The organism is Pseudomonas sp. TH43 (assembly GCF_016650635.1).
Taxonomy (GTDB): domain Bacteria; phylum Pseudomonadota; class Gammaproteobacteria; order Pseudomonadales; family Pseudomonadaceae; genus Aquipseudomonas.
The window spans coordinates 46,245-68,948 of the sequence record NZ_JAEKFI010000002.1; the positions used below are offsets into that span (position 1 = coordinate 46,245).

Annotated in this window: 19 protein-coding genes and 1 pseudogene; 5 read left to right on the plus strand and 15 right to left on the minus strand. The window is 58.5% G+C overall.

Features of this window, described 5'->3' with window-relative positions:
• Positions 1-203: 203 nt before the first annotated feature.
• The 5 genes from JFT81_RS07125 to JFT81_RS07145 form a co-directional block, all read right to left on the minus strand.
• On the minus strand, positions 204-596 hold the full coding sequence (locus JFT81_RS07125) for a hypothetical protein (protein WP_201226712.1): 393 nt from the start codon (positions 594-596) through the stop codon (positions 204-206).
• 71 nt (positions 597-667) lie between these two features.
• Positions 668-901, minus strand: a complete 234-nt coding sequence (locus JFT81_RS07130) for a hypothetical protein (RefSeq protein WP_201226713.1) — start codon at positions 899-901, stop codon at positions 668-670.
• A 286-nt stretch (positions 902-1,187) separates the two neighbouring features.
• Positions 1,188-1,610, minus strand: a complete 423-nt coding sequence (locus JFT81_RS07135; RefSeq protein WP_201226714.1) for a hypothetical protein — start codon at positions 1,608-1,610, stop codon at positions 1,188-1,190.
• Positions 1,611-2,110: 500 nt separating this feature from the next.
• A complete protein-coding gene (locus JFT81_RS07140; protein WP_201226715.1) occupies positions 2,111-2,575 on the minus strand; it encodes a hypothetical protein in 465 nt (154 codons plus the stop codon).
• Positions 2,576-2,719: 144 nt separating this feature from the next.
• Positions 2,720-3,442 carry a hypothetical protein gene (locus JFT81_RS07145; RefSeq protein ID WP_242485582.1) on the minus strand — a complete coding sequence of 241 codons (723 nt, stop codon included), beginning with the start codon at positions 3,440-3,442 and terminating at the stop codon, positions 2,720-2,722.
• 42 nt (positions 3,443-3,484) lie between these two features.
• Here JFT81_RS07145 and JFT81_RS07150 point away from each other — a divergent pair, with 42 nt between their 5' ends.
• The 3 genes from JFT81_RS07150 to JFT81_RS07160 are packed head-to-tail and all read left to right on the plus strand — an operon-like array spanning position 3,485 to position 8,960.
• On the plus strand, positions 3,485-4,729 hold the full coding sequence (locus tag JFT81_RS07150) for an exonuclease SbcCD subunit D C-terminal domain-containing protein (protein ID WP_201226716.1): 1,245 nt from the start codon (positions 3,485-3,487) through the stop codon (positions 4,727-4,729).
• The gene (locus JFT81_RS07155; RefSeq protein ID WP_201226717.1) at positions 4,726-8,367 is read left to right on the plus strand and encodes an AAA family ATPase; all 3,642 of its coding nucleotides are present in this window, start codon (positions 4,726-4,728) and stop codon (positions 8,365-8,367) included. Before JFT81_RS07150 ends, JFT81_RS07155 begins: the two co-directional genes overlap by 4 nt.
• Entirely contained in the window at positions 8,364-8,960 is a 597-nt protein-coding gene (locus JFT81_RS07160; protein ID WP_201226718.1) for a glutathione S-transferase, read from the plus strand. Before JFT81_RS07155 ends, JFT81_RS07160 begins: the two co-directional genes overlap by 4 nt.
• A gap of 219 nt (positions 8,961-9,179) precedes the next feature.
• Here JFT81_RS07160 and JFT81_RS07165 read toward each other — a convergent pair whose 3' ends face one another.
• The 8 genes and pseudogenes from JFT81_RS07165 to JFT81_RS07200 all read right to left on the minus strand — a co-directional run bounded on the left by JFT81_RS07165 (position 9,180) and on the right by JFT81_RS07200 (position 15,937).
• Positions 9,180-9,437, minus strand: a complete 258-nt coding sequence (locus tag JFT81_RS07165; RefSeq protein ID WP_201203037.1) for a hypothetical protein — start codon at positions 9,435-9,437, stop codon at positions 9,180-9,182.
• The gene (locus tag JFT81_RS07170; protein ID WP_201226719.1) at positions 9,434-9,646 is read right to left on the minus strand and encodes a hypothetical protein; all 213 of its coding nucleotides are present in this window, start codon (positions 9,644-9,646) and stop codon (positions 9,434-9,436) included. The genes JFT81_RS07165 and JFT81_RS07170 overlap by 4 nt, the downstream gene beginning before the upstream one ends.
• 249 nt (positions 9,647-9,895) lie before the next feature.
• Positions 9,896-10,075 (minus strand): hypothetical protein, encoded by a 180-nt coding sequence (locus JFT81_RS07175; RefSeq protein WP_201148133.1) that lies wholly within the window; start codon positions 10,073-10,075, stop codon positions 9,896-9,898.
• A gap of 156 nt (positions 10,076-10,231) precedes the next feature.
• The gene (locus JFT81_RS07180; RefSeq protein WP_201226720.1) at positions 10,232-11,407 is read right to left on the minus strand and encodes a lactonase family protein; all 1,176 of its coding nucleotides are present in this window, start codon (positions 11,405-11,407) and stop codon (positions 10,232-10,234) included.
• Positions 11,394-11,705, minus strand: a complete 312-nt coding sequence (locus JFT81_RS07185) for a DUF5629 family protein (RefSeq protein WP_201226721.1) — start codon at positions 11,703-11,705, stop codon at positions 11,394-11,396. Before JFT81_RS07185 ends, JFT81_RS07180 begins: the two co-directional genes overlap by 14 nt.
• A gap of 180 nt (positions 11,706-11,885) precedes the next feature.
• Positions 11,886-13,465: pseudogene (locus JFT81_RS07190) on the minus strand (aldehyde dehydrogenase (NADP(+))).
• A 9-nt stretch (positions 13,466-13,474) separates the two neighbouring features.
• A complete protein-coding gene (gene araD1, locus JFT81_RS07195) occupies positions 13,475-14,467 on the minus strand; it encodes an AraD1 family protein (protein ID WP_201226722.1) in 993 nt (330 codons plus the stop codon).
• 147 nt (positions 14,468-14,614) lie between these two features.
• Positions 14,615-15,937: an MFS transporter gene (locus JFT81_RS07200; RefSeq protein WP_201226723.1), complete on the minus strand. Its 1,323-nt coding sequence runs from the start codon at positions 15,935-15,937 to the stop codon at positions 14,615-14,617.
• A 194-nt stretch (positions 15,938-16,131) separates the two neighbouring features.
• Between JFT81_RS07200 and JFT81_RS07205 the strand changes: the two genes are divergently transcribed.
• A complete protein-coding gene (locus JFT81_RS07205; RefSeq protein WP_201226724.1) occupies positions 16,132-17,868 on the plus strand; it encodes an IlvD/Edd family dehydratase in 1,737 nt (578 codons plus the stop codon).
• 213 nt (positions 17,869-18,081) lie between these two features.
• Positions 18,082-18,801 carry a FadR/GntR family transcriptional regulator gene (locus JFT81_RS07210; protein WP_095122912.1) on the plus strand — a complete coding sequence of 240 codons (720 nt, stop codon included), beginning with the start codon at positions 18,082-18,084 and terminating at the stop codon, positions 18,799-18,801.
• A 263-nt stretch (positions 18,802-19,064) separates the two neighbouring features.
• Here the strand turns inward: JFT81_RS07210 and JFT81_RS07215 are convergent, their stop codons facing one another.
• Positions 19,065-21,449, minus strand: a complete 2,385-nt coding sequence (locus tag JFT81_RS07215; RefSeq protein ID WP_201226725.1) for an RND family transporter — start codon at positions 21,447-21,449, stop codon at positions 19,065-19,067.
• A complete protein-coding gene (locus JFT81_RS07220; RefSeq protein WP_201226726.1) occupies positions 21,446-22,489 on the minus strand; it encodes a YCF48-related protein in 1,044 nt (347 codons plus the stop codon). Before JFT81_RS07220 ends, JFT81_RS07215 begins: the two co-directional genes overlap by 4 nt.
• Between the last annotated feature and the right edge of the window lie 215 nt (positions 22,490-22,704).

The window sequence follows — 22,704 nt, forward strand, 5'->3', positions numbered from 1 at the left end:
AAATCCAAAAAACTGCAATCGCTAAAAACCTCTCTATCCTGAAAATAAGAAACGGGAACGCTTCCCCATGCCTGACTGACCAAAGCGTCTCTCTCAGGCAAGTGAGCCCCTGTTTCCAATACAACAGCATTTCTATTGCTCATGAGAACGCGTTACAGATAACGGACCTGTTTTGAGAAGTGGTTTTTTCTATTTCCTGCAGCCTAAACATAGTCCATCCAGTCATCAGAATTAACAGAGCGTCCCTTTTCAAGGAAAGCCTTGTAGCGCTCCCTGTATTTATCTAGAGAAACATCTGCAACGTTTATGAAAACAAATCCGCTCTGTCTCTCTTCAACAGACAAAGACACTGGATCTATTTTTATCGGAGCACCGCTTACCACAACCCCCGACAATTTTGACCGATGAAATATAAAGCTCTTCCCTCCCGCCAGCGGAAGAATTAGCTCTGCAACAGCAAATATTATCTCCGGTTTTGAAATTTCATACCTATCACCTTCCTCATAGTTTTCCGAGTGGTTTTCCGGAATAAGAAACAATCTGTAATCTATAATTACCAACCATCCTCGCAAGTCAACACAATCGCCAACAGTCACTGTTACTCCCCACCCACAATAGCGCTATATAGAACCTAGACAGACAACCTTCCTTAACCGAGCATCTTCAATCATTCAATATTTGAAAAATAAGGGTCAACACCCTCACGGATCAATCGCTCCTGCAACTCAAACAAAAACTTAATAACCGCTTCCTCACCCATGGCTGCGGTCAGCGCTTCCTGTTCCGAAATCTCATCCTCACGCATGACATCCACGTGATTACCCGCGTCGTACTTGATGAAATAACTTTCGTGGCGCCGACAAATTTCCACATCGCGAAATTTGAAAAACAAATTATCCATGCTGGCTCACCCTGTACAGAACCACTTGCCGACTTCTGTTAAAGAAGGAAAAGCGTGCGGACAGTTTCCATGTCCGACTGGATAATCTCCAGCTATCGCCATCGACATCTGCCTCAAGCAGATTATCAACGCTGCACTTGCTGTAGGTCTGCACCAGAAGGTGAGGCAAAGTGAGGATTTGTAGCGGACGATTCGTACTATTCCGGCGGCGGAGCGGGTGCACGATCCTGTTGGGGATGGTCGGTTGCCGCCCTTACATCCAAAGTAGAATCGTCCCCGGCTTTGCTCAGTCGACGCCGGTAAAGTCCACATAAACAGCCTCGACGATGGCGCCTTCCTCACCGATATCAGGTGCGTAGAACCGCAGCCCCAAACGCTCCACGTTGAAGCCTGAGTTATTGAAAACCAGTAACTCACCTTGCCCCGTCAGGAACAGCTGAACGACAAGTACCTCTTCGCCTGCCAATCGCTGACCGCGCCAGGTGAATTGGGCCCATTTCAAAAACTCTACACCGACGACCATCAAGGCATCATCGAAGTAGACATGAAGTCCCAAATCATCATATGCGTCGGTCGGGACAACGGAACCCGGACCTTTCAAAAACTCGTCAAAGGGGCTTTCGAGCGCCGACCTCGCATCGTCACGGGTCATACCTGCGCGAATCAGCCCAAGGTCTCGAGGGCCGCGCAAGTCAAAATCAATGCTCATTCATTAAAGCCTTTCGAGTTATTGATCGATTACTACCGCTTCCGAAAGAATCTCCAACTCCCCCCAGAGAGCTGAAAGCCCGAGACGTGTTACATAGGTCCCGTAGTCAAAATAAGGCTCGACCCCGATAGCCTCCACTCCAAACCAGGTGGCATCACATTCCGGGCACAGAAACAGCTCTGTACCAGTAGTCTTGATTCGGACATGCGCGATGTAGTCCTGCTCACACCTTGGGCAAGCTTTCCTCACCTTCGGACTTGAAACCAAAATAAAGCCCCACTCATCTAATAATTTTATTGCAGCCTTGCCGGACAGCTTGAAGTCAAACTATCGAGCAGGGACACCAACAATTCGTAGGCCAATCCATATTCCCCCACCAGATCCAGCCACTCGCGAACTTTGGCCATCCTCTCAGCGTAACCCAAGATCCAGGTGGAAAGCTGGCTGCCAATTCTGACTGGGCTTCCAGTTCTTCGAGCACCCAAGCCGTCGTCAGATTTTCATACCCCATATGTCTCAAGAAACGCCTCGTCACTCGATTCAACGGTAAGCACTGCTTCCTCATACCCCTCGAGGTCATCGCTCAGCCAGGTTTCCCCTGGGCGCAGCAGATGAAACTTCACCGTCGCATCGAATTCGTCACCCGAAATGGCTCCCTGCAGAACTCCCGGCAGACCTGACTTGTTCCACGCCTCAAACACTAAAGACAAGTACGAGAGCGCGCATGCCAAAAAATCAGCGTTTACATAATCATCGGTATGGATTGAATTAACGAAACATTCATATCCCGTTCTATCTGGGAAACTCTTCAGGCTTACATGCTTCTGGAAGCTCACCAGACTCGTCAGAAAAACACAGCCATCCCGCTCCACGAAACCGGAGCTTGCGATATCCGCCAATTCGCCGTCCAGAGAAGCGCACCCCACACGAGCGAGCATTTGCTCCATTTCACTGTTAAGTTTCACACACTTCCCTCAAGCATCACGCCACTCCGCCAGGCACCAGGAGCTGCAAGGGTGTATCGTGCACGGACAAATGCCACTCATCCAAAGACGAGAGTTTTCTCGAAGTCCCATAAAAATCCGGCTCTTGCTCCACATCCTGAAGTCTCATGTTCCGACTCCCAAACTCAATGGCCCAACCTGGTAGAAAGTAATATCCGGGCCATAGTTCTGCTCTGAGTTCGACACCTCGACACAGAACACCTTCTCTGGAAACTTCTCTTTCAGCACCATGCGCCACGCAAAACCAATCACATTGCACAACTGAAGAAATACATCATCCGAAACATCACTGGCACCCTGGCCAAAAACGTCATAGATCCTCACAACATTCAATAACTGCTCAGTCTTTGGAAGATCACCGGAGGCCAGGACAAAACACCTGTCAAACACTTCATTTGAAAAATTTCGCTCTAAAAATACCCCACCCTTGGCGACCACAAAGTCCGGGAAGAACATCTTGGAAAACAACAAAACATGGTCGGGCCTGCATTGGTCAAAGATATACGAATGAACATCCAGACTTTCCTGACTCGACCATTGGTTTTTCCAGGAACCATACGCTTGGGTGTCAGTAACAGAGGGTATCGAATTGACCCGTTTCATTGCACTTGCTCCAAACTCTATCCCTGTGTGAGCTATCGTGGCGTGGAGGTTGAAGCCCGACAAAATCGCCCGCCCGCAAAATGATATCAATATAGTGGCTCGATGGTAGGTAATCGGCGTTGGGTCGTCAATTAATGGGCTCACCGAAATCATGGCCTTCACCTTCCGGACAAGCCCTCCGCTCGCAATAATCTGTAAACTCTCCCCTCTTTCGCCGCCCTTCATTTCCTCGCGGCCATCACCTCTTTAATTGTTGCGGAGTCCACCTTGCGTCTGTTTCACACCTCCGACTGGCACCTTGGGCAAAACCTGCACGGCCAGGAGCGCGATTTCGAGCATGCGTGCTTTCTCGAATGGCTGCTGGGCCAATTGAAACTGGCGCAGCCGGATGTGCTGTTGATTGCCGGTGACATCTTCGACACGGTCAATCCGCCGGTCAAAGCCCAGGAACGCCTTTACGATTTCATCGTCAGCGCCCATGAACAGCAGCCGTTGCTGACCATCGTGATGATTGCCGGCAACCACGATTCCGGATCGCGGATCGAGTTACCCGCGCCGCTGATGCGCCGTTTGCGCACGCATGCGTTGGGTCGGGTGCTGTGGCTGGATGACGGGCAATTGGATGCCGAACGCCTGCTGCTGCCGTTGCCGGATAAAACCGGCGAAATCGCCGCGTGGTGCCTGGCGCTGCCGTTCCTGCGCCCGGCGGAGGTGACCGGCGCGCACTTGGGCGACAACTATCTGCGTGGCATCGGTCAGGTACATGAATGGCTGATCGCAGCGGCCAACGCCAAGCGCCAACCGGGTCAGGCGCTGATTGCCATCAGTCACGCGCACATGGCCGGCGGTTCGGTGTCGGAAGACTCCGAGCGCAGCCTGATCATCGGCAACGCCGAAGCCCTGCCCGCCAGCCTGTTCGGGCCGAGCATCAGTTACGTCGCACTTGGCCATTTGCATAAGCCGCAGAAGGTCAACGGTGAGGAGCGCATTCGCTACAGCGGTTCGCCGATTCCGTTGTCGTTCTCCGAGATCAAATATGAGCATCAGATTCTCGACGTCCTGCTTGAGGGTGAAACCCTGATCAGCGTCGAGTCGAAACACATTCCGAGATCGGTTCAGCTACAACGCATCGGCCCGGCGCCGCTGGCCGAGATCCTGCTGCAACTGGCGGACTTGCCAAACATCGACCTGCTCGCCGAAACCCAGCGCCAGCCGTGGCTGGAGGTGCGCGTAACCCTCGACGAGCCGCAACCGGACCTGCGCCATCAAGTGGAAAACGCCCTGCAAGGCAAAGCCGTGCGGCTGGTGCGCATCGCCGCTGAATACGCCGGCAACCGAGGCGCTGACGGCGAAGAGGACGGCACCACGCTGATCGAACTAGACCAACTCACCCCGCAGGAACTGTTCAGCCGCGCCTGGCTCGACAACTACGGCAACGAGGTCGATGAGCAGACGCTGAAGGACTTCGCCGAACTGCTGCAAGACGTGCAACTGGAGGGCGAGCAGCCATGAAGATTCTCGCCATTCGCTTGAAGAACCTCGCCTCGCTGGCCGGGCCGTTCGAGATTGATTTCACCGCTGAACCGTTGGCCAGCGCTGGTTTGTTCGCGATCACCGGCCCGACCGGCGCCGGTAAAAGCACCCTACTCGACGCCTTGTGCCTGGCGCTGTTCGGCGCCGTGCCGCGCCTGAACAACACCGGCCGCGACGCAAAAGTCCCCGATGCCGACGGCGAAATCGCCACTGGCGACCCGCGCACCTTGTTGCGTCGCGGTACCGGCGAAGGTTATGCCGAAGTGGATTTCGTCGGTGTCGATGGCCGCCGTTATCGGGCGCGCTGGGAGGCCAATCGCGCCCGCGAGAAGGCCGGCGGCAAGTTGCAGGCCAGTCGTCAGAGCCTGCGCGATATCGATCAGGATCAACTGCTCGCCAGCCAGAAAGGCGAGTACAAGACGCAACTGGAAGCCGCGCTGGGCCTCAACTTCGAGCAGTTCACCCGCGCCGTGTTGTTGGCCCAGAGCGAGTTCAGCGCATTCCTAAAGGCTGACGATAACGACCGTAGCGAGTTGCTGGAAAAACTCACCGACACCGCGCTGTACACCCGCCTCGGCCGCCGCGCCTTCGATAAAACCAAAGAGGCCCGCGAAGCGCACAAGCTGTTGCAGGATCAGGCCACCGGGGTCACGCCGCTGGCGCCCGAAGCCCGTGCAGAACTGGATGAGCGCTTCAACGCCGCGCAGCAGCAACAGAAGTTGCAGCAAGCGCAACTCAAGCAGCTTGAGCAACAGCACAGCTGGCTCAGGGATCTGCGGCTTTTACAGGACGCGCAACAAGCCGCCACCGAACAATTGCACAGCGCACAGCAGCAATGGCAAGGTCTGGCCGGAGAACGCGTGAAGCTGACGCGTCTGGAGCAACTCGGCCCACAGCGGCATCAGTTCGCACGCAAAACCGAACTCGATGCGTTGCTGGCGCCGTTGGCGGCACAGATTGCCGAGCACACCCGGCAGCACGCCGAACTGACTGAACGCCAGACGCAACTTGAGCAGACTCTCGATGCCGCGAAAGTCGCACTGACCGACGCGCAACAAAGACAAAACGAAAACGCACCGCTGCTGCGTCAGGCCTTTGAAGAGCAAAGCACCCTCGCCCGTTTGGCCAGGGAAGTCGCCGCTTGTGCTGAAGCCAGAGCCAATGCGCAGCAGGCCTGTACCGATGGCCAGAGCGCCATTCAAACCTTGCAGGAAAAGCAGGGCCAGGTCGCCGAACGCTTGCAACGCATCGCCACCGAGCTGGAACAAAGCGCCCATCTGGCGCCGCTAAGCGACGCCTGGAATGCCTATCGCGATCGTCTCCAGCAATTGATGTTGATCGGCAATCGGCTGAACAAGGGGCAGGCCGAACTGGCGAACCTCGAACAAAACGCCACTCGCAGCGCCGAGGAGTTGACCGCGCAGAAGCAGCAACTTGAAGTGCTGTTCAACGAGGCCGGCGCCGAACCCGACGCCGTAGCTGAACAGATCGGCATCCTAGGCACGCTGCTGCAGGACAACCGTAAACAACTGCGCGCGTTCGAAGACCTGTCGCGCCTGTGGGCCACGCAGCAGGAGTTGGACAAGCGCGGCGCCGAACTGCAACAACGCCAGCTCAGCGCTCAACAGCAACGTGAGCGCCTGACCCAGGACGGCGTGAAAAGCAAAGCCGAACTGACCATCGCCGAGCAAACCCTCAACGTCACCCGCGAACTGCTTGAGCGCCAACGCCTGGCGCGCAGTGCCAGTGTCGAAGAGTTGCGTGAGCAGTTGCAGGATGACCAGCCATGCCCGGTGTGCGGCAGCAACGAGCACCCCTACCATCAGCCGGAAGCATTGCTGCAAAGCCTCGGTCGCCACGACGAAAGCGAGCAAGCCAATGCGCAGCAAGTCGTCGATCAACTCAAGGAAAAGCTCAGCGAACTGCGCGCCGACGTGGGGGCTGTCATTGCTCAGCAAAAAGAGTTGCTGCAACAGCAGGAACAATTGGCGAGTCAGCAACAGGCCCTCGCGCCGAGCCTCGACGCGCATCCGTTGTCCGCGCAGTTGCTGAATCAGCACGCCGACAAGCGCGACGCCTGGCTGCTGCGCCAGAACGAACAGTTGAACCAGAGCATCACTCAGGACGAACAACGCCAGAACGCCCTGCTCACCCTGCAACAGGATGCCGCGCGCCTGACGCAACAATTGCGTCAGGCGGAAACCGCGCACCAGCAAGCGGCGCAACACCTGAGTAATCAGCAACGCGAACTGAGCAGTGACCGTCAGCGCCTCGACGAAGAGCTGACGGCGTTCGGCAATCTGCTGCCCGCCGAGACTCTTGAAGCCTTGCGCCTGGAGCCGGCGGCGACGTTCATGCAGCTCGACCGGCAGATCGCTGAGCGCCTGGCGCAAGTCGATCAACAGAAAGAAGAACTGGCCGAGCAACAGCAACGCCAGCAGACGCTGGACAAAGAACAGGATCGTCAGCAAACCCGCGTGCAGCAGGCGCAAACGGCTGAGCAGCAGTTCAACGCGCTGGCCGGACAACAGCAAATCTGCCAGGAAAAACTCGCGCAATTGCTCGGCGAGCACAGCAGCGCCGAGCACTGGCAACAGCAGTTGGAACAGGCTGTAGAACAGGCGCGCAACGCCGAAACCACGACGGCGCAGGATCTGCAAAACGTCCGCACACAGCTCGTGCAGATCGCTGCCGAACTGAAGGCACAGCAACAACGTTTACACGCGCTGGAAAACGAAGATCAGGATCTGGCCGGCAAGATTGCTGACTGGCGCGCCCGTCACCCGGAACTGGATGACGGTGGCCTCGAAGACCTGTTACGAGTCGACGATGCGCAATTCGCCGATCTGCGCCAACGCTTGCAGCAAAACGAAAAAGCCGTCGAGCAGGCCAAGGTGTTGTTGCAGGAGCGCGATCAGCGCCTGCTGGACCATCAGGCCCAGCACAACGGCAACCTCGACGCCGAACAACTCGCCAGTGCCCTGACTGATCTGCAAAACCAATTCACCGTCAGCGAGCAGCACTGCGCCGAATTGCGCGCTAAACAGGTCGAGGATCAACGCCGGCAGAACGCCAATCAGGCGCTGGCGCAACAGATCGCTGATGCCTACGCCGAGTTTCAGCGCTGGGCGCGACTGAGTGCGCTGATCGGCTCCGCTACCGGCGACACCTTCCGCAAGATAGCCCAGGCCTACAACCTCGACTTGCTGTTGCATCACGCCAACGTACAACTGCGCCAACTGGTCAAACGCTATCGCCTGAAACGCGGCGGCAGCATGCTCGGCCTGTTGGTGATGGACACCGAAATGGGTGATGAACTGCGCTCGGTGCATTCGTTGTCCGGCGGCGAGACGTTCCTGGTGTCGCTGGCGTTGGCGTTGGGCCTGGCGTCGATGGCGTCGAGCACGCTGAAAATCGAATCGCTGTTTATCGACGAAGGCTTTGGCAGCCTCGATCCGGAATCCCTGCAACTGGCGATGGACGCGCTCGATGGCTTGCAGGCGCAGGGCCGCAAAGTCGCGGTGATCTCCCACGTGCAGGAAATGCACGAACGGATTCCGGTGCAGATTCAGGTGCAGCGTCAGGGCAACGGGTTAAGCACGCTGGAGGTGAAATGAACACGCTGTACTCCTTCCGCCGCTGCCCGTACGCCATGCGTGCGCGGATGGCGTTACGTTACTCGGGTGTACCGGTGGACATCGTCGAGGTCAGCCTCAAAGCGAAACCGGCGGAGATGCTGGCGATCTCGCCAAAAGGCACGGTGCCAGTACTGGATGCGGGCGGGCTGGTGATTGATGAGAGCCTGGATATCATGCGCTGGGCGTTGGCGCAGAATGATCCGGACAACTGGCTACTCGACGGGGACTCGTTCGGGGCGTTATGGATGGACAAGCTGATTCAGGGCAACGATCAAGTGTTCAAGGTGCACCTGAATCGCTACAAGTACGCCGAGCGCTATCCCGAACAGCGGATGGAGGTTTATCGGGCTGAGGGCGCGTTGTTTTTGCAGAAGCTGGATGAGTTGCTGACGGATCGCGATTATTTGCTGACTGATCATCCGAGTCTGGCGGATATCGCCCTGCTGCCGTTCGTTCGGCAGTTTGCGCACGTAGATCGCGAGTGGTTTGCGCAGGCGCCTTACCCGCGTCTGCAGGCTTGGTTGCACAATTTCCTCGAGTCCGACCTCTTCACCTCGATCATGAAGAAATAACCCCACCTCTCCTGTAAATGAGTAACCCTGTGGTGAGGGGATTTATTGTGGCGAGGGGATTTATCCCCGTTCGGCTGCGAAGCAGTCGTGAAACCATTCTATGCGGTGAGTCAGGCAAATTTGAGTTGCAGGATTTGGGGCTGCTTCGCAGCCCAACGGGGATAAATCCCCTCGCCACAAATGTGTATATCTCCAGAAAAGTGGTCAGCCTGTTATAGGTTAGGCCAACACTTGGCACATCCCGAGCGCCATGCAATCCACTTCGAAGGGGCCGAGGAAATTGGCGGCGGCCTTCACCGGTGGATTCCCCGCCATCAGCCCCAACGTATTCGCCCGTTCGATGTTATGCGCAATGGTGTGATTGGCCTCTATGGCCCGCGCCAGCCCGCCGACCGAGCCTTGGCCGATTCCCAGCAATGAAGCGCCGTTGGTCATGACCGCCAGACTGGCGATGACCCAAAGTCTGTAGCCTTTCATGCGCCGCCAACTCCCGCGAGTTCAGCCCGGTCGACCATCACGCTCTGCGAGCGGACTTCAAACTGGATGCCGGGGTGAGCGACTTCAATCGGTGCGCTGAAGCGGTGTTCCATTTGCGAGGCGATGCTGACGACCAGCACCACGGCCAGGTAAAGACCGATGGCCAGGTAGGCGCCAAGTTTGGCTGAATGAATGATTGCGCTGGCCATGGTGTTCTCCGTGGGCATGTTTCGATGGCCACAGAATCGATCAAAACAGCTGAGGCAACCACTCAGGGTTTGCCATAGTGAACATCAGCTTCGTTGATTATTTAGCCGGTCTATTTGCGCGGTTGAGAAAACCTATGACTGTGCTTCACGCACACGTGTAGGAGCTGCCGAAGGCTGCGATCTATTGACGTTGAAGATCAAAAGATCGCAGCCTTCGGCAGCTCCTACAGGGGAGTTTTGTGCAGACTTTCAGTGTTGGGCTTTGTGATCCAGGGCGGCGTAGAAATTGGCGCTCTGTTGCAGGTATTTCTGGGTGTAGCTCTGGGTGTGGGATTTTTTGCTGCTGATTTCAACGTTGGCGCTGGCTGGCAGAACCACGGTGGCAGAGATGGCGGAAGCGGCAATAACGGAGAAGAGATTGAAGTTCATGGCGGTAACCCTCGTGTTCGGTTGGCTTGCTTGCCCGGTTGGGCTGTGAAGCAAACTTAACGCTCGACGGTTACTTGCTTGAAATGCTTTGTAGCATTACCGGATATCAGCGCGATTAATACATAGAGACAGGCCCCGTAAACCGGGGCCTGTGGCTTATTGTCGCACCAGGAACTTGAGGTCGCTCGGCGCGTCCATCGGCAGTTTCTGCACAGTTTTGCCGAGCAGACCGGTCTTGCCATCGCGCTCGACGACGACAATCTGGTTGCTCTTCTGGTTGGCGATCAGCAGGAATTTGCCACTCGGATCGAGGCTGAATTCGCGCGGGTGATCGCCTTCCACCGAACGCTTTTGCAGCTCTTTAAGCTGAGCGGTCGCCGGATCAATGCTGAACACCAGCAACTGATTGGCAGTGCCACGGTTGCTGACGTAGAGGAACTTGCCATCCGCCGAGGCGTGCAGCGCTGCGCCAGCCTTGTCCGAAGTTGGCTGACCGGCAGCCAGATCGACCAGTTGCGTCTGGGTCAGCACACCGTCGTGGTAGTCGAACACCGCGACTTGCGCACTCATTTCCATGGTCAGCCAGGCGTGTTTGCCGTCAGCGCTGAACAACAGGTGACGCGGACCGCTGCCCGCTGGCAACGCAACAGAAGGCGTTTTCGCCGGGGTCAGCGGCAGATCCGGGTTGGCCTTCGGGTCGAATTGGTAGATGAAGACTTTGTCCGCACCGAGGTCGTTGGAGAACACATAGCGTCCGTCCGGCGAGGACACGGTCGAATGCACGTGGTTCGACGCCTGGCGCTCGGGATTGACCCGACTCGCCGGGTGCGCACTCATCTGCACCACGGGTTTGAGTTTGCCATCAGCCCCCACCGGCAAGACCGCGAGGGTTCCGCCCGGATCTTCCACCACCGAATAGTTGCTGACGAACAGGTGGCTGGCGTCACCGCTGAGGCTCGAATGCGTCGGCTCGTTGCCCAAGCTCTGCACCTGATTGATCAGGCTCAGCGCGTGGGTTTTCGGATCGATCGCATAGCTGCTGACGCGGCCGACCGGATCTTTCTGGCCCGGGCCGTTTTCATTGACCACAAACAGGCGATGCTGGTCTTTGGAGAGGGTCAGCCAGGACGGGTTTTCGCTCTTGACCACTTGCAGCGGTTTCGCATCGATCTGGCCAGTGGTGCTATCGAAGTTCATTCGATAGATGCCTTGGCTGCTGCCGGCGGTGTAGGAGCCGACCAGCAACTGGAAATTTTCGGCACTGGCGCTGGAAATGCCCATCGCGCCGACGCTGCCAGCCATCAGCAGTGGCCAGAATTTACGCATTTTCATCAGTTTCATCCTCATCATCGCTGCTGCTGACTACATCGCCGAGGCAGACAAGGCGGTGCTCGCCGGTGGTTTTGGTGTCGCTGGCATAACCAATGACCAGCCAGCTCTGCAGATCTTCATCAAACGTGGCCGCTTCAACCTGCGCGGGGGTGAACTCCCAATGCTTGGCCGCTCGACCATCGATGCATTCGATGTGCAGGTTGTCGTCTTCGTCGAGGGCGAATTCGAAGGCATGCAGGCCGTCGATTTCGACCATACCGCAGTGTTCGAGGGCGTTGAGAAGGGTTTGGGCAGTCATGGCAATCAAGTCTTTCAGGGGGAAACCGGCAATGATAGCTCATTGTCGCTGGAGAACCCTGTGGGAGCTGCGGTGCGACGATTCGACTTGCCAGCGATGGCGGCGGCACATCCAACATAGATGTGTCTGACAGATTGCTATCGCTGGCAAGCCAGCTCCCACAGGTTTTTGTGGTGTGACTTAAAGCGCATCGCGCGAAGGTTTGCCGTCCACGAGGCGCTGGACGCGCAACGGGTTGGCGTTTTTCAGCGGCTCCGGCAGCAAGCTGTCCGGGTAGTTCTGGTAACACACCGGGCGCAGGAAACGGTCGATCGCCAACGTACCGACCGAGGTGCCGCGCGCATCGGACGTCGCCGGGTACGGCCCGCCGTGCACCATCGAATCGCACACTTCAACACCGGTCGGATAGCCGTTGAGCAGAATCCGTCCGACCTTCTGTTCCAGCAACGGCGTCAGCTCAGGGAAGCGTTCGAAGTCCGCCAGCTCGCCGATAATCGTCGCGGTAAGTTGCCCGTGCAGCCCCTGCAACGCGGCGCTGAGTTGCGCCTTGTCCGCCACTTCGACGACCACCGTGGTCGGGCCGAACACTTCTTCTTGCAGCACTTCGTCTCCGTTGATCAACAGACTGACGTCAGCCTTGAACAGCTGCGGCTGCGCTTGATTGCCCTGCTGCGGATGGCCGGCCAGATGTTCGATGCCGGGATGCGCCAGCAGCTTCTGCAAGCCTTTGCCATAGCTGCCGAGGGTGCCGGCGTTGAGCATGGTTTGCGCCGGCTGATCGCCCATCAACCCGGCGACCTGCTGCACAAACGCGCTGAACTGCGGCGAGCGAATACCGATGACCAATCCCGGGTTGGTACAGAACTGACCACAGCCCTGCACCACCGACGCAGTCAGGTCGCGGGCGACGGTTTCCGAGCGTTCGGCCAATGCCTGCGGCAGGATGATCACCGGGTTGATGCTCGACATTTCGGCAAACACCGGGATCGGCTGCGGGCGCGCCGCAGCCATATCGCACAATGCCCGACCGCCCTTGAGCGACCCGGTGAAGCCAACGGCCTGAATCGCCGGGTGTTTGACCAGCCATTCACCGACGCCACCGCCGTAGATCATGTTGAACACGCCGGCCGGCATCGCGGTTTTTCCGCCGCGCGGATCAGTGCATCGGCGACCAGTTCTGCTGTCGCCATGTGACCGCTGTGGGCCTTGAACACCACTGGGCAACCGGCGGCCAGTGCCGACGCGGTATCGCCACCCGCAGTGGAGAACGCCAGCGGAAAGTTGCTCGCGCCGAACACGGCGACAGGGCCGAGGCCGATGCGGTATTGACGCAGATCCGGGCGTGGTAATGGCTGGCGATCCGGCAGCGGCAGATCAATTCGCGCACCGTAGAAATCGCCACGGCGCAGGACTTTGGCGAACAACCGCATTTGCCCGCTGGTGCGACCACGTTCGCCCTGAATGCGCCCGGCCGGCAATGCGGTTTCGCGGCAGACCACCGCAACGAAATCATCGCCAAGGGCGTCGAGTTCATCGGCAATCGCATCGAGAAACTGCGCGCGGCGTTCAGCGCTGAGGCTGCGATAGGCCGGGTAGGCAGCGGCGGCGGCTTTGGCGGCGGCGTCGACCTCTTCCATCGTGGCCTGAATGAAATCGTGTGGCAGTTGCTCGCCGGTGCTGGCGTCAACGCTGTGCAGTTTGACGTCGCCAGCAGCGCTGCGCTGACCGCCGATGTAGTTGTGACCGAGAATCTGAGTCATGGGATCTCCTTAAAGGGTGCCGATGCTGTCCGGTTCAAAAGCCGCTGCAATCGGCACAATGCCGTTGACCAGCGGTGCGCCGAATTCGCCCTGGCTGATTTCGAACACGTCACCCGGTTGGGTCCGAATGCCGTCGGCGAAGGACAGGGTCGCGGTGCCGAAGAAATGAATGTGCACGTCGCCTGGACGCAGGAACTGGCGGTATTTGAAGTGGTGGTACTCGAGGTTCGCCAGGCTGTGGCACATGTTCGCCTCGCCACTGAGAAATTCGTTCTGCCAGAGTACTTCGCCATCACGCAGGATGCGGCTGGTGCCCGCAAGGTGTTGAGGCAATTCACCGGTACGAAGTTCCGGGCCATAGCTGCAACTGCGCAATTTCGAGTGCGCCAGGTACAGGTAATTCTTGCGTTCCATGACGTGATCGGAGAACTCGTTGCCCACGGCGAACCCGAGGCGATAGGGTTTGCCGTCATGACCGATGACGTAGAGGCCGGCCATTTCGGGCTCCTCGCCGGCGTCTTCGGCGAACGGCGGCACCGGGAACGGCTGGCCCGGACGCACGACGATGCTGCCATCGCCCTTGTAGAACCATTCCGGTTGTACGCCGGCCTGCCCCGCCGCCGGTTTACCGCCCTCCACGCCCCATTTGAAGATGCGCATGGTGTCGGTCATCGTCGCTTCGTCGCCAGCCTGCTGGTGCATTTTGTCCCGCGCCGAGGCGCTGCCCAGGTGCGTCAGACCGGTACCGCTGACCAGCATGTGCGCCGGATCCGGGTGATCGAGTGGCGGCAGGATGCGCAGTTGCGCGAGCAGTTCGGCGTAGTCATGGCTGAAGCCGAGGCCGAGGGTTTGCACTTGCTGCTCCAGCGTGTGGCCAGCCTCGATGGCGGCCAGCGCCAGATCGCGCACGCTGCGCGCGTCCTGCACCTCGCGCACCAGACCGTTATCGACCACGCCAACGCGGCGCTCGCCGTTGCTTAACTCGAATTGAACCAGATGCATATTCTTCTCCTATTCCTTCGAAAACACCGCTGATCCCTGTGGGAGCGAGCCTGCTCGCGAAAGCGGTGTATCAGTCACCTCAAATGTTGAATGGGGCCGGCCTCTTCGCGAGCAGGCTCGCTCCCACATGGGGCCAGCGTTGGGCTGTCAGGTACGGGTGGCGCCTCGGGCGCTGGCGGCGAATTGCTCGACTGGCAGCACGTGTTTACGTTCCAGCACACGGTAGACGATGCCGGTCAGGATCAAGCCGAACACCATCACCCCGGAAAGGAAATACAGGCCTGAAGCCAGGTTGCCGGTGTACTCCTTTAACGCACCAATCACGAACGGCCCGATGTAACCGCCCAGATTCCCCACCGAGTTGATCAACGCAATCCCCGCCGCCGCACTCGCGCCGGCAAAGAAGCGCCCCGGCAAGGTCCAGAACACCGCCGTGCAGGAAAACAGCGCGAACGCCACCAGACACAGGGCCGCCAGTTGCGCCACCGGCAACGACAACCAGGCACTGAGAAACAGGCCAATCGCACCCAGCACGTAAAGAACGGCGAGATGCCCGTAACGATCATTCAAGCGGTCGGAACTGCGCGGCACGATCAGCAAACCGATGATCCCGAAGATGTACGGCACCGACGACACGAAACCTGTCACCACATCGCTGCCGCCAAACTGTTTGATCAGCGTCGGCAACCACAGACCGAGGCCATAAATGCTCAACGTCACCGGCAGATAAAACAGCGCCAGCAGCAACACGCGTTTGTCTTTCAGCGCGTGCAATGGATTGCCGTGACGGGTCTGACCGTATGCCTGCAGATCCTTTTTCAGCTCGCCGGTCAGCCAGTCTTTTTCTGCCTGATCCATCCACTTCACTTGCTGCGGGCCATCCGGCAGCCAGCGCAATACCGGCCAGGTCAGCAGAATCGCCGGAGTACCGATGACGATGAACAGCCATTGCCAGCCGTGCAGACCGAGGACGCCGTCCATGCCAAGCAAACCGCCGGACACTGGGCCAGTGATCATCATCGCGATCGGTTGGGAGAGGATAAACAGCCCGAGGATCTTGCCGCGATGGCGCACCGGGAACCATTGGGTGATGTAGTAGAGAACGCCGGGGAAGAACCCCGCCTCGGCCGCGCCGAGCAGAAAGCGCATCACGTAGAAACTGTGCGGGCCCTGGACGAAGGCCATGCCGATGGTGATCGCGCCCCAGGTGATCATGATCCGCGCGAACCAGCGCCGCGCGCCGAAGCGTTCGAGCATCAGGTTGCTGGGAATTTCGAGGAGGAAGTAACCAATGAAGAACAGCCCGGCACCGAGGCCATAGGCCGCATCGCCGATGCCGATGTCGGCGCCCATATGCAGCTTGGCGAAACCGACGGCGGAGCGATCCACATAGGCGATCAGGTACAGCAGGATCAGGAAGGGAATCAGTTTCAGCGTGATGCGCCGGATTAGCCGCAATTCCTGGCTCATGAGATCGGTCTCCGATTGTTGTTTTTATAGAACCTCGGGGGACGCCTCTCACGGAAAACCGTCAGGGCCATCCCTCCGTCGAAAACGACTATATAGTAATACTAATTACCCAACAACCACTTCCAAACCGCGGTTTTTGCGCTTATGTTAGGCCATCGCTGGAACACTATAGTCATACAATAAGAGAATCGATCATGTCTGATAAGAAACCCACCCTGCGCTCCGCCCAATGGTTTGGCACCGCCGACAAGAACGGCTTCATGTACCGCAGCTGGATGAAGAATCAGGGCATCGCCGACCACCAGTTCCATGGCAAACCGATCATCGGTATCTGCAATACCTGGTCGGAACTGACCCCGTGCAACGCGCACTTCCGCCAGATCGCGGAGCACGTCAAACGCGGGGTGATCGAGGCCGGTGGCTTTCCAGTGGAATTCCCGGTGTTCTCCAACGGCGAATCGAACCTGCGCCCGACCGCCATGCTCACCCGCAACCTGGCGAGCATGGATGTTGAGGAAGCGATTCGCGGCAACCCGATTGACGGCGTGGTGCTGCTGACCGGGTGCGACAAAACCACTCCGGCACTGTTGATGGGCGCGGCCAGTTGCGATGTGCCGGCGATTGTTGTCACTGGCGGGCCGATGTTGAACGGCAAGCACAAGGGTAAGGACATCGGTTCCGGCACCGTGGTCTGGCAGCTCAGCGAACAGGTCAAGGCCGGCACCATCACCATCGACGATTTCCTTGCGGCCGAGGGCGGCATGTCGCGTTCGGCGGGCACCTGCAACACCATGGGCACCGCATCGACCATGGCCTGCATGGCTGAAGCACTCGGCACTTCGCTGCCGCACAACGCAGCGATTCCGGCAGTGGATGCGCGACGTTATGTGTTGGCCCACATGTCCGGCATGCGTGCCGTGGAGATGGTGCGCGAAGATCTGAAACTGTCGAAGATTCTGACTAAAGAAGCCTTCGAAAACGCCATCCGCGTGAATGCTGCCATCGGCGGTTCGACCAACGCGGTGATTCACTTGAAAGCCATCGCCGGGCGCATTGGCGTCGAGCTGGACCTCGACGACTGGACGCGCATCGGGCGCGGCATGCCGACCATCGTCGACCTGCAACCGTCCGGGCGTTTCCTGATGGAGGAGTTTTATTACGCCGGTGGTTTGCCAGCGGTGCTGCGCCGTCTCGGTGAAGCCAATCTGATTCCCCACCCGAATGCGCTGACGGTCAACGGCAAGACGCTCGGCGAGAACACCAAGGACGCGCCGATCTATGGCGAAGACGAGGTGATCCGCACGCTCGACAATCCGATCCGCGCCGACGGCGGCATCTGCGTATTGCGCGGCAACCTGGCGCCACTCGGCGCTGTGCTCAAACCCTCCGCCGCGACCCCGGAACTGATGCAGCATCGCGGCCGTGCGGTGGTGTTCGAGAACTTCGACATGTACAAGGCGCGGATCAACGATCCGGAGCTGGGCGTCGACAAGGATTCGATTCTGGTGATGAAGAACTGTGGGCCGAAGGGTTATCCGGGCATGGCTGAAGTGGGCAACATGGGGTTGCCGGCCAAGCTGTTGGCCCAGGGTGTGACGGACATGGTGCGCATCTCTGACGCGCGGATGAGCGGCACGGCGTACGGCACGGTGGTTTTGCACGTTGCCCCGGAAGCCGCAGCCGGCGGGCCTTTGGCGACGGTAAAAGAAGGCGACTGGATCGAGCTGGATTGCGCGACCGGGCGTCTGCATCTGGATATTCCGGATGCTGAGTTGGCCGCGCGGATGGCGGATCTGCAGCCACCGCAGCAATTGCTGGTGGGCGGCTATCGTCAGTTGTACATCGACCACGTGCTGCAGGCGGATCAGGGTTGCGACTTTGACTTTTTGGTCGGCTGCCGTGGTGCGGAAGTCCCCCGTCATTCCCATTAAGATCAAAAGATCGCAGCCTGCGGCAGCTCCTACATTGGAATGCATTCCCCTGTGGGAGCGAGCCTGCTCGCTGTCAGTCAATATACAGTTGCCTGACCCACCGCTTTCGCGAGCAGGCTCGCTCCCACATTTGGCTTGTGTATCTGCCTCAAGATTGTGTCGTGCCTGCTATGATGCGCGGCATCTCCATCGCTCAGGATCGCGTCGTTCCCCATGGATTACCGCAAACCCTCCGACCGCAAAAGCATGCATTCGCGCATCGTCCAGGAACTGGGCATGCAGATCGTTTCCGGACGCTTCAAGCCCGACGACAAGCTGCCCGCCGAAGCCCTGCTCTGCGAGGAGTACGCGGTCAGCCGGCCGGTGCTGCGTGAAGCCACGCGGGTGCTGGTGGCCAAGGGGCTGGTGTATTCCAAGCCGCGCGTCGGCACGGTGGTCAAGGCGCGCCGCGAATGGCACATGCTCGACCCGGACGTGCTGCACTGGCTGATGCAAAGCAGCCCGCAGAATGAATTCTTCAATGTGCTGACCAGTGTGCGCAGCATCATCGAACCCGCCGCTGCCGCCCTCGCCGCCCAGCATGCGACCGAGGCTGACATCGCGGCCATCGGCGAAGCCTACCAACGCATGGAAGCGGCGCCGACACCGGAAGCCTTGCTGCAACCGGACCTGGATTTTCACAGCCGAATTGCCGACGCGACCCACAACGACCTGCTGGCTAATCTTTGCAACATGTTGTCGGTGGCGATTGCCGAGGCGTTGAAGCATTCGAATCAGCGGCCGAATCTGCATGAACTGGCGTTGCCGAGGCATAAGGCTATTCTTACCGCGATCGAGAATCGTGATGCGCTTGGGGCACGGCATGCGACGTTGGTGCAGCTGGATGATGCCCGAAGTGCACTAAGTGTCGTGCTCGGAACAGAACTGTCTTAACGCTTGAATTCTCTTGCCCTCACCCTAGCCCTCTCCCAGAGGTAGAGGGGACCGACCGAGGCGTGCTTCGTCATACATCGACCTGAAAATCCGAGTCGATTATGGATTCAAAGCGAATCGTTCAAGTCGGCGTAAATCTCCAATCTCCCCCCAATCAGTCCCCTCTCCCTCAGGGAGAGGGTTAGGGTGAGGGGCTGTTGATCTTGAACCACAAAAAAAGCCGCAACCCTGAGGTTGCGGCTTTGTCGTTTCAGCCTTTCAGATCAGTGGGCAAACAGCGAATTGCCCTTCTGCCCCGCCAGTTTCTCCGGTTTGATCAGGAACTTGGCCAGTGCCGGCAGCAGCCACAGCGCACCGAACATGTTCCACAGCAGCATGAAGGTCAGCATCAGGCCCATGTCGGCCTGGAACTTGATTGCCGAGAAGATCCAGGTGCACACGCCGATTGCCAGGCAGAGGCCGGTGAACAGCACCGCTTTACCGGTGGATTTCAGCGTCTGGTAATAGGCTTCCTGCAACGGCAAACCGGCGCGCAGGAAACTTTCCAGGCGGCTGTAAATGTAGATGCCGTAGTCGACGCCAATCCCCACACCCAGTGCCACCACCGGCAAAGTCGCGACCTTCACGCCAATGCCCATGAACGCCATCAGTGCGTTACCCAGCACCGAAGTCAGCACCAGCGGCAAGACGATGCACAGGGTCGCTGCCCATGAACGGAAGGTGATCATGCACATCACCGCCACGCAGATGTACACCAGGATCAGGATGGTCAACTCAGCCTGTTTGATGACTTCGTTGGTCGCCGCTTCGATCCCGGCGTTACCGGCGGCGAGGATGAATTCCAGACCGTCCTTGTTGTTGTCCTTGGCGAATTCCTGCACCGCATGCACCGCACGATCAAGGGTTTCGGCCTTGTGATCGTTGAGGAACACCAGCACCGGCGCCAGCGAGCAACTGTTGTTGTACAAGCCGTCCGCCCTGGCAATCGAGTTGTTCAGTACATCGGGGTTACGCGACAGGGTTTCCCATTTCAGGTTGCCCTCGTTCATGCCCTTGATCATCTGCTTGGACACGGTCACCAGCGAGATCGCCGACTGCACGCCCTCGGTGTTCTGCATCTTCCACATCAGCTCATCAATGGGCGCCATGGCTTCGTAGCGCGAGCAGCCTTCGTCCTTGGTCTTGACCATGACCACCAACACATCGGAACTGGTCGAGTAGTTATTGATGATGAAGTTGTTGTCCTTGTTGTAGCGCGAATCAGGATGCAGTTCCGGCGCGCCCTGGTCGAGGTCACCGATTTTCAGATTCTGGCTGTACCAGAGGCCGCCACCGAAGGCGATCAGCGCCAGTGCGATGGAGATCGGGGCAACTTTCGGGCTGGCGAAGTTCGACAGCAGGCGCCAGAACGGATGTTCGCGATTCGCGTCTTTTTTGCTCTTGGCAATCGCACGCTTGCTGATGCCGACGTACGAAATGGCTACCGGCAACAGAATCAGGTTGGTGAACACGATCACCGCCACGCCGATGGATGCGCCGATGGCCAGTTCGCGGATCACGCCGATGTCGATAATCAGCAGCGTGATGAAACCCACCGCATCGGCGAGAATCGCGATCATCCCCGGCAGGAACAGTTGCCGGAACGTGCGTCGTGCCGCGGTCAACGCGTTGTCGGCCTCGCTGGATTGCAGGGCGATCCCGTTGATCTTCTGCACGCCATGGGAAATACCGATGGCGAAGATCAGGAACGGCACCAGCATCGAATACGGATCAAGTCCGAAGCCGAAAAAGTGCATCAGGCCCAGTTGCCAGACCACTGCCACCAGCGTGGTACTCAACACCGCGATGGTGCTGCGCAGGCAGTTGGTGAACCACAGCAGCAGGATCAGGGTGATGACGAAGGCGATGCCGAAGAACATCACCACCATCACCAGACCATCAATCAGGTCACCGACCTTCTTGGCGAAACCGACAATGTGAATCTTGACGTTGGGGTTCTGCGCTTCGAACTTGTTGCGGATCTTGTCTTCCAGTTCATGGGAGAACTGGCGATAGTCCAGCGCCAGCAACTTGCCCTGATCCTGCGGGTCCGGGTAAGACTCCAGCAGCGGAATGTCGACGATGCTCGACTTGAAGTCGTTGGCCACCAGACGCCCGACCTGACCGGACTTGAGCACGTTGTTGCGCAGCATGTCGAGGCTGTCCGGCGAGCCGTCGTAGCTTTGCGGGATCACTTCACCGCCGGCAAAACCCTCTTCGGTCACTTCGGTCCAGCGAACGCTCGGGCTCCACAGCGACTTCAGGCCGGAGCGGTCAACGCCAGAGATGTAGAACACTTCGTCGTTGATCTGGCGCAGGGTCTCCATGTACTCCTTGGAGAAGATGTCGCCATCTTTGGCCTCCACCGAAATACGCACGGTGTTGCCCAGGTTCGCCAGATCGTTGCGGTGCTCCATCATCTTTTCGATGAAAGGATGCTTGAGCGGAATCATTTTTTCGAAACTGGTGGACGGCCGGATCAGCGTGGCTTGCCAGAACAGGAAAACGCTCACCACCAGGCAGATCAGGATCACGGCCGGGCGGTTGTTGAAAATCAGGCGCTCAAGAAATGTCGCCTTGTCCTGATGATGAGAGCTCAAGGAAGTCATAGCTGCGCCTTCTTATTATTGACATCGGCACCATTGGGCAGCGTGGTATGGACGCCGCCCTGCCCGGTCAGAATCAGGTTGCCGTCACCCGCGGCGGTGACCGACGACAGGGAAATACGATCCGCACGGTTGAACACACTGAAGGTTTCGCCGTTGTCGCTGCTGCTGATCACCGACCCGCCGTTGCCGACGATCACGATGGAACCGTCCTTGAGCAAGGTCGCGCCGGACAGACCGAATTCCAGCGAACCGCGTGCAGCCTTGACGTTGATCTGGGTCCAGGTGCTGCCGAAATCGCTGGAGCGATAAAGGTTGCCGCGCAAACCGTAGGCCAGCAGCGTCTGTGGCTGGGCGGTACCGATCACGCCAAACAGCGAACCTTCATAGGGGCCCTGGATTTTCTCCCAGGTCTGGCCCCAGTCGGCGGAGCGGAACATGCTGCCCTGTTCGCCGACGATGAACAGCCCGGCGTCTTTGACGGCGGCAATGGCATTGAGGTGGAACTGGTCCTGGTTGTCGAGGCGGTCGCTGACGTCTTCCCAGTGTTTGCCGCCATCAATGGTCTCCAGCAGTGCGCCGTAAGCCCCCACGGCGAGACCGCTGTTGATGTCCTTGAACCAGACGTCGAGCAGCGGCGATTCACGTTTGAGGTCTTCGAACTGTTTGTTCCAGGTCAGGCCGCCGTCCTCGCTGGCGAGGATCTGCGCGTCGTGGCCAACCGCCCAGCCGTGCTTGTCGTCGACAAAATACACCGCCGTCAGCAGTTGCCGGCTCGGCACCTTGGCCTGGGTCCAGGTCTGGCCCTGGTCATCGGAATAGAGAATGTGCCCACGATCCCCGACCGCTACCAATCGCGCTCCGGCGTGGACGACATCGAGCATCAGGCTTTTCGCGGCTTTGGCTGACTCGGTGGCATACACCACGTCGGCCGGTGCCTCGGCGGCAATCACAGGTGCCGACAATGTGGCAAAGCCCAGCAGCGAGAGTGCTGTGGCCAGCAACGCGGTGTTGCGTAACGCCGGCGGGCGGCAACGACTCATAGACCTTCCCCTATTTATTATTGTTAGGCCAATTGGCCTTCAAGGGCGCCGCAAGGGTGCTCCGCTAGCGGCTGGTCAGAAGCATAGTCCTGAAACCCGCAATCCAGAGCCCCTTCGGAAGCTGGCTCATCCTATCGGGCTTTAGAAACGTCTGACAATCGGCGCCACGTTATCTTTTGTTAACCAAAAGCGGCCCCGTATTGCCGAGATATTCC

Coding starts and splice junctions, on each gene's coding strand:
- JFT81_RS07155 (WP_201226717.1), top strand. CDS start 4,726: ATGAAGATTCTCGCCATTCGCTTGAAGAACCTCGCCTCGCTGGCCGGG.
- JFT81_RS07220 (WP_201226726.1), bottom strand. CDS start 22,489: ATGAGTCGTTGCCGCCCGCCGGCGTTACGCAACACCGCGTTGCTGGCC.
- JFT81_RS07145 (WP_242485582.1), bottom strand. CDS start 3,442: ATGAAGGGCGGCGAAAGAGGGGAGAGTTTACAGATTATTGCGAGCGGA.
- JFT81_RS07175 (WP_201148133.1), bottom strand. CDS start 10,075: ATGAACTTCAATCTCTTCTCCGTTATTGCCGCTTCCGCCATCTCTGCC.
- JFT81_RS07180 (WP_201226720.1), bottom strand. CDS start 11,407: ATGAAAATGCGTAAATTCTGGCCACTGCTGATGGCTGGCAGCGTCGGC.
- JFT81_RS07210 (WP_095122912.1), top strand. CDS start 18,082: ATGGATTACCGCAAACCCTCCGACCGCAAAAGCATGCATTCGCGCATC.
- JFT81_RS07205 (WP_201226724.1), top strand. CDS start 16,132: ATGTCTGATAAGAAACCCACCCTGCGCTCCGCCCAATGGTTTGGCACC.
- JFT81_RS07130 (WP_201226713.1), bottom strand. CDS start 901: ATGGATAATTTGTTTTTCAAATTTCGCGATGTGGAAATTTGTCGGCGC.
- JFT81_RS07200 (WP_201226723.1), bottom strand. CDS start 15,937: ATGAGCCAGGAATTGCGGCTAATCCGGCGCATCACGCTGAAACTGATT.
- JFT81_RS07215 (WP_201226725.1), bottom strand. CDS start 21,449: ATGACTTCCTTGAGCTCTCATCATCAGGACAAGGCGACATTTCTTGAG.
- JFT81_RS07160 (WP_201226718.1), top strand. CDS start 8,364: ATGAACACGCTGTACTCCTTCCGCCGCTGCCCGTACGCCATGCGTGCG.
- JFT81_RS07135 (WP_201226714.1), bottom strand. CDS start 1,610: ATGAGCATTGATTTTGACTTGCGCGGCCCTCGAGACCTTGGGCTGATT.
- JFT81_RS07165 (WP_201203037.1), bottom strand. CDS start 9,437: ATGAAAGGCTACAGACTTTGGGTCATCGCCAGTCTGGCGGTCATGACC.
- JFT81_RS07185 (WP_201226721.1), bottom strand. CDS start 11,705: ATGACTGCCCAAACCCTTCTCAACGCCCTCGAACACTGCGGTATGGTC.
- araD1 (WP_201226722.1), bottom strand. CDS start 14,467: ATGCATCTGGTTCAATTCGAGTTAAGCAACGGCGAGCGCCGCGTTGGC.
- JFT81_RS07170 (WP_201226719.1), bottom strand. CDS start 9,646: ATGGCCAGCGCAATCATTCATTCAGCCAAACTTGGCGCCTACCTGGCC.